This is a genomic window from Erythrobacter sp. S57(2025), assembly GCF_057365055.1.
Map to the genome: position 1 here is coordinate 2,337,966 of NZ_CP200299.1, position 18,229 is coordinate 2,356,194.

Below are 18,229 nucleotides of genomic sequence, written 5' to 3' on the forward strand. Positions count from 1 at the left end.
CACCACCGTGCCTTTATTATGAGTTTCGTTTCTATATTCATGTCAGCCAAACGCCTTGAGAAGGTCGTCGGTCTCATGGGTTTTTTCCATTTCAGCCTTGGCCATTATTGCGTCCAGCCTCTCCGCTTTCACAGTGTGATTGCTGTCGTCGTTATCAAGCTGAATTTCTCCGGTCGCACCCTGAATAATGACAGCGGTTTCAACCGTTTCGCCATTCTCAAGCACAGCGCGGACGATCACACGAATGGCTTCGGCATCAACAGGCCGCTCAATAATGGCCAGCCCGCGAGCATCCATCCGGATCCAATCCGGTAGTGGAGACCCATCACGCATCATCAATTGGAACTCGATAACACGCGGTGCGTCTTCTGGACCGATATCGCGCATCTCAACGTACACGACGCGGTCGCGCACAATACTTTCGATCATAAACAGATCATTGCCGGTACTAAGTTGGCGAACGGAGAAACCAGTGAGGCTTTCTGGAATGAAGTCACCAAACCGTGGGTCGAAGACACGATCAATGCCAAAACGCAGGTCGCGGATGTCATCAAGATAGCGCGTGAGATCATCGATCGGATGACCCTTGCTATCAAATCCGCCAATGCCCCGTAGAGTGCTGATATTATTCACCGCTGTGAGCAGTGGCTGATCAACGGTAAGCGTACCCAATCCACCAAGATCCCGGAAATCGTTGACGGTGTCGAGAATGACTAAAGGCGCTGTGATAAATTCTTCGCGCTGCTCGACGCTGAGCTCGACACGCTCACCATCAGGCAAACCGGAACTGGGGTCCTCGCCAATGAGGAATGTTAGATCGGCACTCGCCTGCACAACTGTGATCGTGGCAGTTGAAGACACGAAACCGCCATTCCCATCAGAAACGATGTAAGAGATCGTTGCTACGCCGTCGAATTCAGGCGGGGCAGTAAACGTCAATGTCCCGTCAGGGTTGATTACAACCTCACCAACATCCGTTGAAACAGAGAAGATGCTGAGCGGGTCACCATCCGGATCGCTTGCGTTGTCGAGAACATTCAACACATTCTCGACGCCGCCAATGACGGTGAATTCCTCATCGTCGTCCAGGGGCGTTTCATTGATGTTGTTTACGTTCACCGTGACTGTTGCAGTCGACGTACCGCCATTCCCATCACTGATCGTGTAGGTGACCGTATCGGTGCCGAAGAAGTCTGGGTTTGGTGTGTAGGTCACTGTACCATCTGGATTGATGGTTACGGTGCCATTGCCTGCGGAGGCAGCAGTGACCGTTAGCGGATCACCATCGGCATCAGTGTCGTTGACCAGCACTGGAATGGTGACTTCGCTGTCCTCATTCACGCTGGTGACGTCATTGACCGCGACCGGCGGATCATTGACCGGATTGACCGTGACGGTTGCCGTCACCGTGTCAAAGCCGCCCATGCCGTCGCTCACCTGATAGGTGATCGTATCGGTGCCGTTGAAGTCCGGGTTCGGCGTGTAAGTGATCGTGCCATCTGGGTTGATCGTAACCGTGCCATTAGGCGCATTGGCCGAAACCACGGTCAGCGGATCGCCATCCGGGTCATTGTCATTCGCGAGCACCGGAATGGTGATAGGCGTGTCTTCATCCGTGACGGCCGTATCCGGCTCACCCACAGGCGGATCGTTCACGGCTACAATGTCGACCGTGACTGTCGCCGTCGCTGTGCCGCCCATGCCATCATCAATGGTGTAGGTGATGGTGGTTGGCCCGTTGAAGTCCGGGTTCGGCACAAAGGTGATCGTGCCATCCGGGTTGATCGTAACCGTGCCATCTGGCGAGGTCGCCGTTGTAACTGTCAGCGGATCATCGTCAGCATCGCTGTCATTGGCGAGCACTGGAATGGTGAGCGGCTCATCCTCAGTTCCAGTCGCGGTGTCATCCTGAGCCACCGGCACGTCGTTCACTGGATCAACCGTGATCGTCAGTGTTGCTGTGTCGAACCCGCCATTGCCATCAGAGACGGTGTAAGTGATCACATCGGTGCCGTTGAAGTTCTCATCCGGCGTGTAGGTGACCGTGCCATCCGGGTTGATCACAACCGTGCCGTTTGGCGCGGTAGCCTCCGTAATGGTCAGCGGATCGCCATCTGCGTCGCTATCATTGGTGAGTACCGGAACAGTAACCGGCGTGTCTTCGTCGGTTGTTGCCGTGTCATCTTCCGCAACAGGCGGATCGTTAACCGGCGCAACATTGACCGTAACAGTCGAGGTTGCGGTGCCGCCCATGCCATCATCGATGGTGTAGGTGATGGTGGCCGGTCCGTTGAAGTTCGGATCAGGCTCAAACGTGATCGTACCATCCGGATTGATAGTGACCGTGCCATCAGGCGAGGTCGCATCGGTGACCGTCAGCGGATCGCCGTCAACATCACTATCATTGGCGAGAACAGGGATGGTGACCGGCGTGTCCTCATCCGTGTCCGCAGTGTCAGGCGCCGCAATCGGCGCATCATTGACCGGCGCAACCACGACAGTGATCGTCGCAGTGTCGGTGCCGCCATTGCCATCATCAATGGTGTAGGTGATCGTGTCGGTCCCGTTGAAATCGGGATCCGGCGTGTAGGTCACCGTGCCATCTGGGTTGATCGTAACCGTACCGTTTGGCGCGGTCGCATCGGTTACCGTCAAATCATCGCCATCAACATCGCTGTCATTGGAGAGGACCGGGATTGTAACCGGCGTGTCTTCGTCGGTCGTGGTTGTATCATTAACGGCCACTGGTGGATCATTCTCTGGATCAACGGTGACCGTGACGAGCGCCGAAGCCGTGCCGCCATTGCCGTCGCTGATCGTGTAAGAGATCGTATCCGTCCCGTTGAAATCCGGGTTCGGCGTGTAATCAATCGTGCCATCGGGCAGGATCGTGACCGTGCCGTTCGCCGCAGAGGCAGTAACCACGGTCAGCGGATCGCCATCAGGATCGCTGTCATTGGCCAGCACATCGATATTGGTCGCTGTGTCTTCTGTGGTGGTTGCAGTGTCGTTCACCGCCACTGGCACTGGATTGGTCACTGTCCAGCTAAAGGTGGTGGACACGGTACCGCCATTGCCGTCGTCAGCCATCACAGTGACTTCGTAAACGCCATCACCGTTCGGTCCACCGATGGAGGCAGATGGATCAATCGTGCCAGAGATCAGGCCCGTGGCTGGATCAATCGTGAGGCCAGTTGGCAGGCCCGTGGCATCAAATGTCAGAGTGTCGCCATCGACATCGCTGAAATTGCCAGCGGTCGGAACGCTTACCACCGCGCTATCGACATTATCGCGCGGGGCAATCGGCGTCACATCCGGATCATCATTGATCGGATTGACAGTTACGGTGACCGTCGCCGTCGAGGTGCCGCCATTGCCATCCGAAATCTCGTAAGTGATCGTGTCGGTGCCGTTGAAGTCTTCATCCGGCGTGTAAGTGACCGTGCCATCAGCTTCGATCACAACGGTGCCATTGCCAGCGCTCGCCTGAGTTACGCTCAGCGGATCGCCGTCTGGATCATTGTCATTGGCCAGAACGGGGATATTGACCGGCGTGTCTTCATCGGTGATCGCCGTGTCATCCACCGCGAGCGGCGCTGGGTTACCAACGGTCCAGGTGAAGACCGCATCCACCGTACCACCATTGCCATCATCAGCGGTGACGGTGACTTCGTAGATGCCATCGCCGTTCGGCCCGCCCTGTGAAGCGTCCGGATCGATAGTTCCGGTGACATTGCCAGCGGCATCAATGGTGAGGCCTGGCGGTAGGCCAGTCGCAGTAAAGGTCAGCGGATCGCCATCAACATCAACAAAGCCGGGCGAGAGGTCCAAAGCAACGACATCAGCATCATCATTGATGAGGGCCGATAGCGGCGGCGCAGTCGGATCGTCATTTTCAGCGCCTACCGTCACTGTAACTATGGCTGTGGACGTGCCGCCCTGACCATCAGTGATCTGATAAGTGATCGTGTCGGTGCCGTTAAAGTCTGGATCCGGCGTGTAGGCCAAGGTGCCGTCAGCATTGATGACAACTGTGCCGTTTGGTGCGCTGGCAGACACCACGGTCAGCGTATCGCCATCCGGGTCATTATCATTGCCGAGTACATCAATCGACGGGATTGGCGTGTCTTCCGCAGTCGAGGCCGTGTCATCCGCGGCCGTCGGGCCAGGGTTGGTCACCGTCCAGACGAAGTTCACATCGGTCGTGCCGCCATTGCCATCATCAGCGGTAATGGTGGTCTGATAGACGCCATTGTTCACTTGGCTGGCATCGGGATCAATCGTCCCGCTGATAACGCCAGAGACGGGATCAATCGTCAGGCCCGCTGGCAGATCAGTCGCGCTGAAGGTCAGCGTGTCGCCTTCAATGTCAGAGAACAATACGCCGGCATCGATGGAGACAGAATCGCCGTCTTCGTCGCCGCGGTCGGGCAGCGGTGTCGCATCAGGAGCATCGTTTTCTGGCGCGATAACGATGGTCGCGATTGCTGTCGCTGGATCGCCGTTCGCATCTTCGATCGTGTAAGTGACAGTCGCCGTGCCGTTAAAGTCAGGGTCCGGCGTGAAGGTGATCGTGCCATCCGGATTGACCACTGCGGTGCCATTGGTCGCCTGAGCGTCGATGATAACGATTGGAGTCGTGGCATTGCCGTCAGGATCAATATCGTTCGCCAGCACGTCGAGCACTTGTGGCGTGTCTTCCGTACCAACGAAGTTATCGTCGATCGCCGTTGGCGGCTCGTTGTTAATCGTCCAGGTGAAGGTCGTGCTTACGCTTCCGCCATTGCCATCGTCAGCCGTGACTGTGACGGTGTAGACGCCATCGCTCAGCGGCCCTCCACTTGAGGCTGTGCCCGTCGTAGTGCCAGTAACTTCGCCTGTGGCCGGGTCAATCGACAGACCATCCGGTAGGCCTGTCGCTGAGAAGGTAAGCGTGTCGCCTTCTGCATCGCTAAACGCCGTGGCGAGCGGAACACCGATCAACTCGTTATTGCCATCGGTGAGATCTGGCAGACCAATTGTTTCCGGATCGTCATTTACCGCGCCGACAGTGATCGTCACGGTCGAGGTCGAGGTGCCGCCCTCGCCATCGCTGATGGTGTAGATCACCGTGTCCGTGCCGTTGAAATTCGCATCTGGCGTGTAGGTGATCGTGCCATCGGCATTGATCAGCACTGTACCATTGGCGGCATTCGCCTCCGTCACAGTCAGCGCATCGCCGTCTGGATCATTGTCATTGGCCAGCACATCGACAGTGACCGGTATGTCTTCCGTCGTGCTGGCCGTATCAGGGGCAGCAAGCGGCGGTGGGTTGTTCACGGTCCACACGAAGGTTGATGTGGTCGTGCCGCCGTTGCCATCATCGGCTGTGACGGTCACGGTGTAGAGACCATCGCCATTCGGCCCGCCCTGCGATGCATCCGCATCCAGCGTGCCGGAGATCACACCATTGGCGTCAATCGACAGTCCGCCCGGCAGTCCAGTGGCGGTGAAGGTGAGCGCATCACCATCAACATCGCTGAAATTGCCAGACACATCGAGCGAGATGACATCGGCGTCATCATCGGTCTGATTGGTCAGCTGCGGGTCAGCGACCGGATCGTCATTCACCGGATCAACTGTCACAGTGACAGTCGCCGTGGTGGTGCCGCCCTCCCCATCGCTGATCGTGTAAGTAATCGTATCCGTGCCGTTGAAGTCTTCATTCGGCGTGTAGGTGACCGTGCCATCGGCTTCGATTACGACCGTACCGTTTGGCGCGATTGCCGATGTCACCGTCAGCGCATCGCCATCGGGATCATTGTCGTTCGCCAGCACGTCGATATTAACCGGCGTGTCCTCTGGCGTGGTCGCGGTATCGTCCGTGGCCACTGGCGGCGGGTTGGTGACGGTCCAGGCAAAACTGCTTTCAACAGTGCCGCCATTGCCATCATCCGCCGTCACGGTGACGGTGTAAATGCCATCACCCGCTGGCCCGCCTTGCGAGGCGTCGGGATCGATGGTGCCGGTGATATTGCCATCGGCATCAATGGTGAGACCTGGAGGCAAGCCAGTCGCCGTAAAGGTCAGCGTATCGCCATCGACATCGCTGAAGTTGCCGGCGACCGGAACATTGACGGTCGCGCTATCGATATTGGCAAGGTTGGCCAGCGGCGTGTCAGCCACCGGATCATCGTTCACCGGATCAACCGTAACGGTGACAGTCGCCGTCGAGGTGCCGCCATTGCCATCACTGATGGTGTAGGTGATTGTATCGGTGCCGTTAAAGTCTTCATTCGGCGTGTAGGTGATCGTGCCGTCAGCCTCGATCACAACCGTTCCATTTGGCGCGGTTGCCGAGGTGACCGTCAGCGGGTCGCCATCTGGATCATTGTCATTGGCAAGCACAGGAATATTGACCGGCGTGTCTTCGTCAGTCGTCGCTGCGTCGTCCACTGCCACTGGCGGCGGGTTGGTGACGGTCCAGGCGAAGGTCGTATCGACCGTGCCGCCATTGCCATCGTCCGCCGTGACGGTGACGGAGTAGATACCATCACCTGCTGGGCCGCCTTGGCTAGCATCTGCGTCAATGGTGCCGGTGATCTCGCCCGTATCGGGATCAATCGAGAGACCCGCTGGCAGGCCGGTAGCGCTAAAGGTCAGCGTATCGCCATCAACATCGCTGAAATTGCCCGCTGTCGGCAGCGATACAGCCGCGCTGTCGATGTTGTCTTGCGGCGGAATCGGCGTGACAACCGGATCATCATTCACCGGATCAACCGTGACGGTCACGGTTGCGGTGGAGGTGCCGCCATTGCCATCACTGATGGTGTAAGTGATCGTGTCGGTGCCGTTGAAGTCCGGGTTCGGCGTGTAAGTGACCGTGCCATCGGCCTCGATCACAACCGTACCATTGGCCGCATCCGCAGCCGTCACGGTCAGCGGATCGCCATCCGGATCGCTATCATTGGCGAGCACTGGGATATTGACCGGTGTGTCTTCATCGGTCGTCGCGGTGTCATCCACGGCCACTGGCGGCGGGTTGTTCACCGTCCAGACAAAGGTCGTATCAACCGTTCCGCCATTGCCGTCATCAGCGGTCACAGTGACTTCATAAACGCCGTCGCCCGCTGGGCCGCCTTGCGAGGCGTCTGGATCAAGCGTGCCGGTGATATTGCCATCGGCATCAATGCTGAGGCCGGGCGGCAGGCCTGTGGCGCTGAACGTCAGATCATCGCCATCAACGTCAGAGAAATTGCCGCTGACATCGAGCGTAACAGGCGTGCTGTCATCATTGGTTTGCGGCGCGATTGGGGCCGCCACCGGATCATCATTGACCGGGTTCACCGTGATGGTTGCGGTGGAGGTTGAGAACCCGCCATTGCCATCACTGATGGTGTAAGTGATGGTATCTGTGCCGTTAAAGTCCGGGTTTGGCGTGTAATCAACGCTGCCGTCCGGGTTGATCACAACCGTACCGTTCGCCGCTGTCGCAGCGGTCACGGTCAGCGCATCGCCATCCGCATCGGTGTCATTACCGATCAGCGGTACATTCACAGACGTGTCTTCATCGGTGGTCGCCGCATCAGGGTTCGCAACTGGCGGATCGTTGATCGGGTTGACCGTGACGGTGACGGTCGCAGTCGCTGTGCCGCCATTGCTGTCCGAAATCTCGTAAGAGATTGTCGTCGTGCCGTTGAAGTTCGGATCAGGCACAAACTCCAACGTGCCATCTGGATTGATCGTAACCGTCCCATCAGGTGAGGTTGCGGTCGTGACGGTCAGACCATCTCCATCAACATCGCTGTCATTGCCCAGCACGCCGATCGTGACAGGCGTGTCTTCATCGGTGGTGACCGCATCATCGACCGCAATTGGATCATCATTAATCGGATTGACGGTCACAATAACCGCAGCGGTTGAGGTGCCGCCATTGCCATCATCGATCGTGTACGTGATCGTGTCTTCGCCGTTGAAATCAGGGTTTGGCGTGTAAGTCAGCGTGCCATCAGCCTCGATCACTACAGTGCCGTTCGGTGCAGTCGCGCTGGTGACGGTCAGCGGATCGCCATCGGGATCATTGTCATTGCCGAGCACATCGACATTGACGCTGCTATCCTCATCAACGCTCGCATTGTCATTGACGGCAGTTGGAGCCGGGTTGGTGACGGTCCAGACGAAGTCTTGCGACACTGTGCCGCCATTGCCATCATCAGCGGTCAGCGTGACAGTGTATGGGCTGCCCTGGCTCGCATCAATGTCGAGCGTGCCGGAGATGATGCCGGTCGCCGGATCAATCGTGAGACCTGGCGGCAGGCCAGCCGCCGTGATCGTCAAATCATCGCCATCGATGTCGCTAAAGAAGCTCTCTGTTGCGATGGAAACCGACTGATTGTCTTCATTGGTGACGTCAGGAATATCGACCGCAATCGGGGCGTCGTTTTCAGCGGTAACGGTGACGACGAGCGTCGCTGTCGCAACGCCGCCCTGACCATCGCTGACGGTGTAGGTGACATTCGCCTCACCATTGAAATCGGGGTCCGGCGTGAAGGTTAGGGTGCCATCTGCGTTGACCACAACCGTACCATTGTCCGCGCTCGCGCTGGTAATGCTCAGCGCATCACCATCAGGGTCGCTGTCATTGGCCAACACCGCAACGGTAACTGGCGTATCTTCCGGCGTGGTCGCGGTGTCATTTTGCGCAATCGGCGGCACGTTTTGTATCGAATAGATAAAGGTCGTGCTGACCTCTTCACCGGACGGATCGGTCGCAGTCACAGTCACCACAAACGGCCCATTTTGCGAGCTGTCCGAGGCCAAAGTGCCTGTAATCAAGCCCGTATCGGGATCGATCGAGAGCGCAGGCGGCAGGCCTTCTGCGCTGAACGTCAGGACATCGCCGTCAACATCATTAAACGCGCTAGCGGTTGGGATGGAAACAACCTGGCTGTCTTCACCGTTCTGATTGGGCAGTCCGACGGTCGTTGGGCCATCATTGACCGGTGTGACGGTTACATCGACGCTGGCCGATGAGATGCCACCTTCGCCATCATCAATGGTGTAGACGATGGTATCCGTACCGTTGAAATCTGGATTTGGTGTGTAGACCAACGTGCCATCGGCATTGATTGTGACCGTGCCATTACCGGCCTCGGCCTCGATCACCGTCAGATCATCGCCGTCTGGATCGACGTCATTGGCGAGCACGTCGACATTGACCGGCGTGTCTTCATCGGTCGTCACCGCATCGTTGGCCGCAATTGGCGCTGGGTTGGCAACGGTCCAGGTGAAGTCCTGTGATATGGTCCCCCCGCGTCCATCATCAACTGTCACGGTGATGCTGTAGCTGCCGCCGTTCACCTGACTCGCGCTGTTATCAATCGTGCCAGAGATAACACCCGTGTCAGGGTCAATCGTCAGACCTGCTGGCAGGCCAGTGGCGGTGAAGCTGAGCGCATCGCCGTCCGGATCACTGAAGGCGCCAGCGACCGGCAGATTAATCTCTTGCGCATCAAGATTGGTCTGATCACCGATTGAGCCGCTGATCTCTGGCGTATCATTGATATCGTTGACCACGACCGTAACGGTCGCAATCGACGTGCCGCCATTGCCGTCCGAAATCTCGTAAGTGATCGTGTCCGTGCCGTTAAAGCCCGGATTTGGCGTGTAGGTGACCGTGCCATCAGCGTTGATGACCGTGGTGCCGTTTTGCGCATCAGCCGATGTCACAGTCAGCGGGTCGCCGTCCGGATCACTGTCATTGGACAGTACATCGATGGTGACCGCCACATCTTCATCGGTCGAGGCGTTATCGTTCACCGCCTCTGGCGGCGGGTTCGCGACATTGAAGGTGATTGCCTCGGTCGTCGTGCCGCCATCGCCATCATCAACAGTAATGGTCGCGGTGTATACGCCGCCATTGGTCTGGCTGGCATCCGGCGTGATCGTGCCGGAGATAACGCCTGTATCAGGGTCAATCGTCAGACCCGGCGGCAGATCAGCCGCACTAAAGGTCAGCGTGTCACCGTCAACGTCGCTGAATGCATCCGCAACCGGCACAGAAACTGCTTCACCGTCGAGCGCATCAACAGGCGGGATCGGAGTCGAATCTGGATCGTCGTTTTCTGGCGCAACCGTGACCGTAACGGTCGCCTCAGACGTGCCGCCTTCGCCATCACTGATGGTGTACGTGATGGTTGCCGTGCCGTTGAAATTGGCAGGCGGGACAAAGTTGATCTGATTGCCGACCAGCGTGGCCTGACCAACGGAAGAGAACGCGGAAATAACCGTCAGAACGTCGCCGTCAGGATCGCTGTCATTCGGCAAGACGTCGATCAGAACAGGCGTATCTTCAGTGGTGCTGGCGGTGTCATCCACTGCGATTGGCGCGGGGTTGGTAACCGTCCAGGTAAAGTCCTGATCCGCGCTTTCGCCTGATGGGTCGGTCGCGGTCACGGTGACATTGTAAACGCCGCCCGTTCCACCAGTGCTCGCAGAATTGTCAATCGTGCCAGTAATCTCACCCGTGGCGCTATCAATCGATAGGCCCGGCGGCAGACCAGCCGCGCTGTAGACGAGGTTCGTATCGTCGCCGTCCGCAAAACCGCCGGCCGTTGCCAGAGAAATCCCGCTATCTGCGTCCAGATTGGTCTGCGCTGGCAAAGCGCCAACCGGAACAGGCGGATCGTTGACCGCACCCACCGTTACCGCAACAGTTGCCTGCGAAGTGCCGCCTTCGCCATCACTAACAGTATATGTGATGGTGTCTGTACCGTTGAAATCGGCATTTGGCGTGTAGGTGATGGTGCCGTCAGCGTTGACCACAACCGTGCCGTTGGGAGCGGTTGCCGAAACAATGCTCAGATCATCGCCATCGGGATCATTGTCGTTGGCCAGAACCGGAATATCGACGGGCGTGTCTTCGTCAGTTGTCGCGGTGTCATTGGCAGCCGTCGGCGCAGGGTTGCTGACCGTCCAACTGAATGTCTGCGTGGCCGGGGCCCCGCCCACGTTATCGTTCGCCGTGATGGTGACATTGTAAACTCGTGCCACGCCGCCTTGGCTGGCCGAGTTGTCAATCGTTCCAGTGATTTCACCCGTGTTCGCATCAATGCTGAGACCCGGAGGCAATCCCGTTGCCGAATAAACAAGGTTTGCATTATCCACATCGGCAAAACCGCTTGCGGTCTGCACACTAATCCCGGCGTCAGCATCATCATTCACTTGCGGTGGTAGTGAGCCAACAGTCACTGGATCATCGTTCTGCGCTGTCACAAACAGACTGACAGTAGCCGTGCTTGTTCCGCCTTCACCATCGCTGATGGTGTAGGTGATCGTCTCGGGGCCGCTAAAATTGGCATTCGGTGTGTATGTGATCGTGCCGTCTGCATTAATAACAACACTGCCATTCGGCGCACTGGCCGAGACGACGCTAATATCGTCACCATCAGGATCTTGGTCATTCGCCAGCACGTCAAACGTCACTGGCGTATCCTCGAGCGTAGAGCCGCCATCATTGTTGGCCTGAGGTGCTGGGTTGGTCACAGTCCAGCTGAAGTTTTGCTCCGCAGTAAGGCCACCGGAATCGGTTGCGGTCACAACAACATTGTAAACACCGCCAGAGCCGCCTTGGCTTGCAGAATTATCGATATTGCCCGTGATAAACCCGGTGTTTGGATCAATTGAAAGCCCAGCAGGCAGACCGTTCGCGCTGAACGTTAGGCCGTTCGGATCTTCAACGTCGCTGAACCCACTTGCAGCATTAACGAAAATGCCTTGCTGCGCATCGGCATTGTTTTGTGGCGGCAGATTGCCATTGGTGGTCGGATCGTCGTTAACCGAATCGATTACAATCGGAACGGTTGCGGTGGATGTTCCGCCCCGTCCGTCGCTGATCGTATATGTGATTGTATCAGTGCCGCTAAACTCTGAATTGGGCGTGTAATTGAGCGTACCATCGGCATTGATCGTTACACTGCCATTGCTGGCATTGGCGCTGATCACGGTCAGCGGATCGCCATCACCATCAAAGTCATTGCTCAGCACGTCGATGTTGTTGACCGGTGTATCTTCGTCGGTCGTTATCTGCGCGTCATTAACCGCTGTTGGCGGGTCATTGATCTCTACGACATTGATCGTCGAAGTTGCGACGTTGGAATTGAGCGCAGCGTTTTCAAAACTGATATCGATGGTGCGCGGCGTCTCGTCTGGACGCTCGCCAGCAGTCTGGAATGTAATTGCCCGCAGCGCGTTCTGGTACTGGGCCGAGTTAGCAGCACCGGTCAATATGATCTCAGTTGCCGTCCGGGTGTAGCTGATCCCACCATTCAAGGTGCCGGTCGCAGCGCTTGAACCATTGACCAACAGCTCATCACCGGTCTGCGCATTGGTCAGAGTAACCGTGAGGCCTTCAACCGAGCCATTTGGATTGGTAATACGCACATCATTGTCGACAATAGAAACAGCGGAACCATTTTCGACGAAGGTTCCCGCATACCCAGAACCGCTTGCTGTGCTGTTATTGCGGTCGAGGTCAAGCCGCGGAATCGAGACCGTGGTACCGCCTGTACCCAGGTTGAAATCGGCATCACCATCGTGCCCAAAGAACGCACCTGTAAACCCGGGTGCGAGATTATACTGGATGGTAAAACTGTTAGTATCGAGCCAATTGAAGCGCGCGGCCGACGGCACCCCACTGTTTTCGTTGGCCGAGCCTGACGCTGTAACCTCTCCCGGCACCGAGGTGTCGAATAAAACGCGCGATCCATTTGCAGCCTGAAATGATGACAGCGTGTCAGTATCAATAACTAGATACTCGCGGGTCTCCGGCCCGCCATTCCCATCGATGTCCGCAACGGTGAAGTTAATATCAATATTGGCTGGAGCGCCCGTTGCGGTAAAGAAAATGTCCCAGCGGATTTCAACCGTACCCGTGCCAGCAGAGCTATTCTTCCGAAGAAATACGCCAAAATCATCACCTGAGGTCCTAAATTCGACGTTCTCTCCGGGAGAAATCGCAATGATCGTTGCACGCACGCTGATCGACTGGCCATTAACCGTGGCGACGTCGGCCCATACCGCTGACGACCCAACTGTGGTAACACGCGTGTTATCCGGCACCTGCACACCGTTTTCGTTAAACGTGTCATGTCCGGTAGCAACGAGAGCGGTAGGAGCAAGTAGCCCATCCCACTGACGCGCCACCAGCGACGCTGTCTCAACCACGCCAACACGGTTTTCGAGCGTCCAATCGCCGCCGCGCTGGATACTGCCTGTGTCATCAATTGACGCAGCAATATCCGCGCCTGTGATCGCGGCGAGGCTGTCAAGCAAGGCCTGACCCGCTTCGTCTGCGCCCACATCACATCCATACAGTAAGATGTCGCCATCTACAGAGAGTCTAGAGCCAATCGATGCAAAAACTTCGCCAAGTTCACCGCTTAGTGCGCCTGCATCAATTCGGGTGTCACCCAGCCAGAAAAGACCATCCTCACCATGGCTCACGATATGGATAGCGCCAATATCACTTTGACCTGCCAGTGCGGCGAGCAGTTGCTCAGCGCCATCTTGCTGACTGTCGATCAAGACAATCGTACCACGCCCTTCCCAAGCGGCCACCAATTGTTGATAATTTTCAACGTTCGTATCGATAAAAATGAAGTCGTTGGATGCGTTCGACAAAGGGTCCCTGGTCGGCTGACTCGACGGGTCGAGAGACAGAACTTCTAACCGGCCAGATTCTAGATCAAACGGTTCCAATTCATCTGAAACGACCGCGCGCTCCAAATCACTCAAAGTGATTTGCTCCAGAAATCCGCTGCCTCGATCAGCGCTCATTTGCGACGGGCGAGCTGGGTCGACTGCAACAGGCGGCTGGGCGGCAACCGGGCGATCGTTTGAGGGACCAATGACGGTATCAGTCATGGACACCTGAGGCGGAGACTCCGGCTCGTGCGCAACATCTATCGCGGCAACGGTAACCACTCCTGCACCATCAAACATCATCCTTGGCTCAAGGGCTAGAAGGTGCGTTTTTTTCCGCTCAGTACTCGATGACATCTACAACCCCGTCAGTCACGAACGCATGAATAACTGACTATGACGCGATCAAACAGTCCGTCAACAAGTGAGCTTAACCAAGTACCTGCAATCAGTTGAATAGTGCTTTTGTAACGCTGAATTGGATTATACTGCAAACCCCCTCGTCGGGTTAATTATTTATTTTACAATATGATACATGCGCGTGTTATACAAAAGCGGCTTACCCTTGACCCACGCGACTTGTAGTTTGTGCACGATTGTCACAATGACATTTTAGGCCGCTCGATGAAATGCTTCCACGCCCGGCAAATCTGGGGTCTAACCGTGTCACGGGTCTTGTCAGACTAACGAGGCATTTTTGATCTGTCGTGCTACCGGACGACTATGAGCCGCAAGTCGAGAGCCAAACCAGATAGCCCGTTTAAGCGTTTCAACTCTTCGCCTGAGGTCATTCGGCTTGTGGTGATGATGTATGTGCGATTTCCTTTGAGCCTGCGAAATGTCGAGGATCTGCTGTTCGAGCGCGGGATCGACCTCTGCCACGAAACAGTGCGTTTCTGGTGGAACCGGTTTGGTCCGCTGTTCGCTGCGGACATCAAACGGCAGCGGATCAGTCGGATGCGTGGTTTCAGACATTGGCATTGGCACCTCGATGAGGTGTTCGTGAAGATCAATGGTGAGACCCACTACCTGTGGCGTGCGGTGGACGAAGAAGGCGAAGTGCTTGAGAGCTACGTAACCAAGAAGCGCGACAAGAAGGCGGCTTTTCGATTTATGAAGAAAGTACTGAAGAGCCACGGACGTGTCGAGGTTATCACAACCGACGGCTTGCCCTCATATAAGGCTGCGATGGATGAACTAGGTATTCGCGAAAGACAGGAGATCGGCCGCTGGGCCAACAACAGGGTAGAGAACTCTCATCTACCGTTTCGACGACGAGAGCGCGTTATGCAGCGATTTCGGAGGATGAAGAGCCTTCAGAAATTCGCTTCTGTTCACGCCAACGTCCACAACCACTTCAATATTGACCGCCATCTCATCGACAGACAGACTTACAAGACCAACCGCTCAGCCGCCCTGGCTGAGTGGCAAGGTCTCATGACCTGATCGTGGGATAGGGTGGGGCGCTCCACGACTAGCGGAGACGAGTTCGCGTTAGACTGACAGCACCCTCTTGGCTATCATCGACGGCAATCGGCGGTGTGAAGTCAGCACACGCAAAATCGAGCGTGTCAAATTCTGAGTAACTTGGATTGTCGAGACGGATGAGGAAGCCCGGATTGGCGGTCCGCCCCATCTCAAACGATGGTAGATCAGGCAGAATGATCTCGACGCCGGATACAGGCTGGTTGTTGTAGTTTCGGTCACCGATGAGGGAAAAGATATCCGGTCGACCAGCTACTGTGCCGAATGCTCGGCCCGTTGTCGCATTGCGGTCTAACCGAACAAATTCAATGTCGCCCTGACAAACGGGAAGATAAACTTCTTCATTGTTTGGACCATCAACATCGTTGATTTGCACATGGATGTCGGCAACCACTGGCACGCCGCCAGTATCCGTCGCTATGTTGTAGGTTCCGGCTTCATAGATGAACCAGCGAATGAAAATCTCATCCTGGCCGCCTGAAACAATCGAAGGGCGGTTTGCGGTGGTTGACCATCTGTGATCAGTTGTCGCGGTTACGACAACGCCGACAATGTCTACTGCTTGAGTGCCGACGGTACCCGCATTGGTCCAGATTGCGCGCTCGCCCTGACCAGAGCCTTGTGTCGAGGGAGCGCCTACATCGTTAATAACTAGAGGTGGGGCCGCAATAACAGCGGAGGTAGATCCAAGCGCCGTCGCCGCAAGCAGCATTTTTGCGCTCGAAATTGCCGACTTCGTTGATTTTACTGAGTTGTTAGAACGGACCACCCTACGTCTCCCTCGCAAATTCATCGAGAGGTAGAGCTAGGAATTTAAGGTTATCAAATTACTAAAATTTGATGAAACTGGTTAATTTTCGATTATTTTTCAGGTCTGTGGTAGATATATTACTCGTATGATGGAGCTAAAACGCAATATTAGTTCGAATGAATATGTGAGTGTGAGTTGTTTTAGTTAACCTGATTAACATGTAGACTTTATCCCAGGGTCAAGAATGGGTTTACAGAACTTGGAGCAACACCTCTGCTTTGGCGGCGACGATGGAATAGTCAGCGCGCGGCATCGGCGCTTCATGAATGGTGCCAAACCAGTGCTGAGAGGCCGAGCCAGGCTGAACCCATCAACAGATAAGGCCAGCGGCTCGGCCAGAGCCAAGCCACCACCATGGTCGCTGCTGCTGTGCCGCCCAGAGCCATCAAGGCAGCGATCGCTAGGCTGGTGAGTGAGTCTGCAAACGCAGCATGGATTGCGATACTCGCCCATTGTGCGGGCAGCAGCACTAACAGCCAATCTGGCAACGCTCCCGGCTGAGCCCAAGCTGTTGCTAGGATCGCAGCCTCACCTGCCACGACGAACACAGCTACCAACCATCCTCTACCCGGCACAGAACGCGCGAACAGGGCTCCCCTTGCAGCGAAGCTGATACTTGCGATGACGATGGCCAAGCCCGTTAGCAGGGCGTTCGTCACGACTGGAATGGCTAGCATTTGAGCAAACACGATGAGGCCAACGCCGGTCACGAGCGCAAGCAAGACACCGATCCACAGACGCCCAGCCGCGCACGCTGCTCCAATCATGCCAGCGCCCATCATGCCAACCGCCAACACTGGACCGCCAATCGCTGTCGTGGTCGCAGGGTCAGAGGCATTCGCGATTGCGAGCATCATGGCAACAGGCGCTACGATTGCTGCAAACACGGCAGAGCACCACGCCAGCAAGGGGTTGGTCGGTGGCAAGGCTTGGGGCATGGGCCTCATAGGGTAGCCTCTTCAACCGTCACATCATGTCCGTAAAGCCAGTCATTGCGCCAATCGAGCGCTTGGGGAAGCGCTCGGCTGACCAGCCATAGCGGGCCATAGGTTGCCGCCTTCATGAAGGGCGAGCTCTGGTGGAACACGCCCATATTCGCCCTTGCCGCTGCTTGCACTCGTGCTGTCCGATTGCAGCGAAGCTTGAAGTAGCGTTGCATCGCCTCGTCCACCGTTGATTGCCCCGCAAGCTCGCGCGCGAGCACGAAGCCATCTTCGATCGCCATCACAGCCCCTTGCGCCATGAAGGGCAGCATTGGGTGGCACGCATCTCCCAGCAAGGCGACGCGTCCATCGCACCACTGATCCAGCGGATCGCGGTCGAACAGGGCCCAGCGATAGTGCGTATCAGCCTCGTTGAGCATGGTGGTGATCGTGGGATGCCAACCTGCGAAGTCCGCCAAAGCCGCTTGCTTGCTGCCCTGCTGCGTCCAGCTCTCCTCTTGCCAGTCATCGCGTTCAACCACGCCGACCAGATTGGCGAGCTTCCCACCGCGCAGGCGATAGGTGACCGCGTGCTTCCCCTCGCCAAACCACACGGCGGCACTAGGCGGAGGCGCGTGTTTGCCCAAACGGTCCATCGGAACCACGGCGCGCCATGCGACATTGCCGGTGAAGCGGGGGCGAGCAGGGCCTAGCATCTGTTCGCGAATGGCCGACTTGATCCCGTCAGCCCCGATCAGCACATCGCCTGAAACGCGCTCTCCATTGTCCAGCACCGCGCTCACCTGCGTCTCATCCTGCTCATAGCCGGTCACTGCGCATCCCGTTCGCAGAGCGCGAGGCATACGCTCCTTCACCGCCTGTTCCAGTACAGCGATCAGGTCAGCGCGGTGGATGTGCCAATAGGGCGCGCCATAGCGTGCCTCCATGTGCTCACCCATCTTGAACGAGGCTACGACACGGCCTGACTTCCCGCTGCGGAACTGCCCGGCAACAGGCGTGAACGACGCAGCCTCAACCGCATCGGCAACACCAATTTCCCTCAACACTTTCACGCCATTGGGGCTGATCTGAATGCCTGCCCCAACCTCCTCAATCGAAGGAGCCTGCTCGAGCACCTCCACATCCCAGCCGAAGTGGTGAAGGCAGAGCGCGGCATTGAGGCCACCGATCCCGCCCCCGGCGATGACGGCTTTCATAGCGGCATGCTCGCAAGCGCAGTTGCATCGTGCCAAAGCCCATTGGGCTTGATCTTACCCGCCATGTCGCGCGCTCCCGTTTGAGACGAGCGCCTTAGCACCAGCGCTCGCGA

At 56.8% G+C, this 18,229-nt stretch carries 5 protein-coding genes; 1 reads left to right on the forward strand and 4 read right to left on the reverse strand.

Annotated elements, in window-relative coordinates; genetic code table 11:
* Positions 1-42: 42 nt before the first annotated feature.
* Complete coding sequence (locus AC0V6N_RS11240) at positions 43-13,902, reverse strand: Ig-like domain-containing protein (RefSeq protein WP_486171638.1); 13,860 nt, start codon at positions 13,900-13,902, stop codon at positions 43-45.
* A gap of 501 nt (positions 13,903-14,403) precedes the next feature.
* Here AC0V6N_RS11240 and AC0V6N_RS11245 point away from each other — a divergent pair.
* The gene (locus AC0V6N_RS11245) at positions 14,404-15,126 is read left to right on the forward strand and encodes an IS6 family transposase (protein ID WP_486171639.1); all 723 of its coding nucleotides are present in this window, start codon (positions 14,404-14,406) and stop codon (positions 15,124-15,126) included.
* 28 nt (positions 15,127-15,154) lie between these two features.
* Here the strand turns inward: AC0V6N_RS11245 and AC0V6N_RS11250 are convergent, their stop codons facing one another.
* From AC0V6N_RS11250 to AC0V6N_RS11260, 3 genes are all read right to left on the reverse strand, one after another.
* A complete protein-coding gene (locus AC0V6N_RS11250; protein WP_486171640.1) occupies positions 15,155-15,877 on the reverse strand; it encodes a hypothetical protein in 723 nt (240 codons plus the stop codon).
* A 359-nt stretch (positions 15,878-16,236) separates the two neighbouring features.
* The gene (locus tag AC0V6N_RS11255; protein ID WP_486171641.1) at positions 16,237-16,923 is read right to left on the reverse strand and encodes a hypothetical protein; all 687 of its coding nucleotides are present in this window, start codon (positions 16,921-16,923) and stop codon (positions 16,237-16,239) included.
* Positions 16,920-18,116 (reverse strand): FAD-dependent monooxygenase, encoded by a 1,197-nt coding sequence (locus AC0V6N_RS11260; protein WP_486171642.1) that lies wholly within the window; start codon positions 18,114-18,116, stop codon positions 16,920-16,922. The genes AC0V6N_RS11255 and AC0V6N_RS11260 overlap by 4 nt, the downstream gene beginning before the upstream one ends.
* Between the last annotated feature and the right edge of the window lie 113 nt (positions 18,117-18,229).

Coding starts and splice junctions, on each gene's coding strand:
- AC0V6N_RS11240 (WP_486171638.1), bottom strand. CDS start 13,902: ATGACTGATACCGTCATTGGTCCCTCAAACGATCGCCCGGTTGCCGCC.
- AC0V6N_RS11245 (WP_486171639.1), top strand. CDS start 14,404: ATGAGCCGCAAGTCGAGAGCCAAACCAGATAGCCCGTTTAAGCGTTTC.
- AC0V6N_RS11250 (WP_486171640.1), bottom strand. CDS start 15,877: ATGCTGCTTGCGGCGACGGCGCTTGGATCTACCTCCGCTGTTATTGCG.
- AC0V6N_RS11255 (WP_486171641.1), bottom strand. CDS start 16,923: ATGAGGCCCATGCCCCAAGCCTTGCCACCGACCAACCCCTTGCTGGCG.
- AC0V6N_RS11260 (WP_486171642.1), bottom strand. CDS start 18,116: ATGAAAGCCGTCATCGCCGGGGGCGGGATCGGTGGCCTCAATGCCGCG.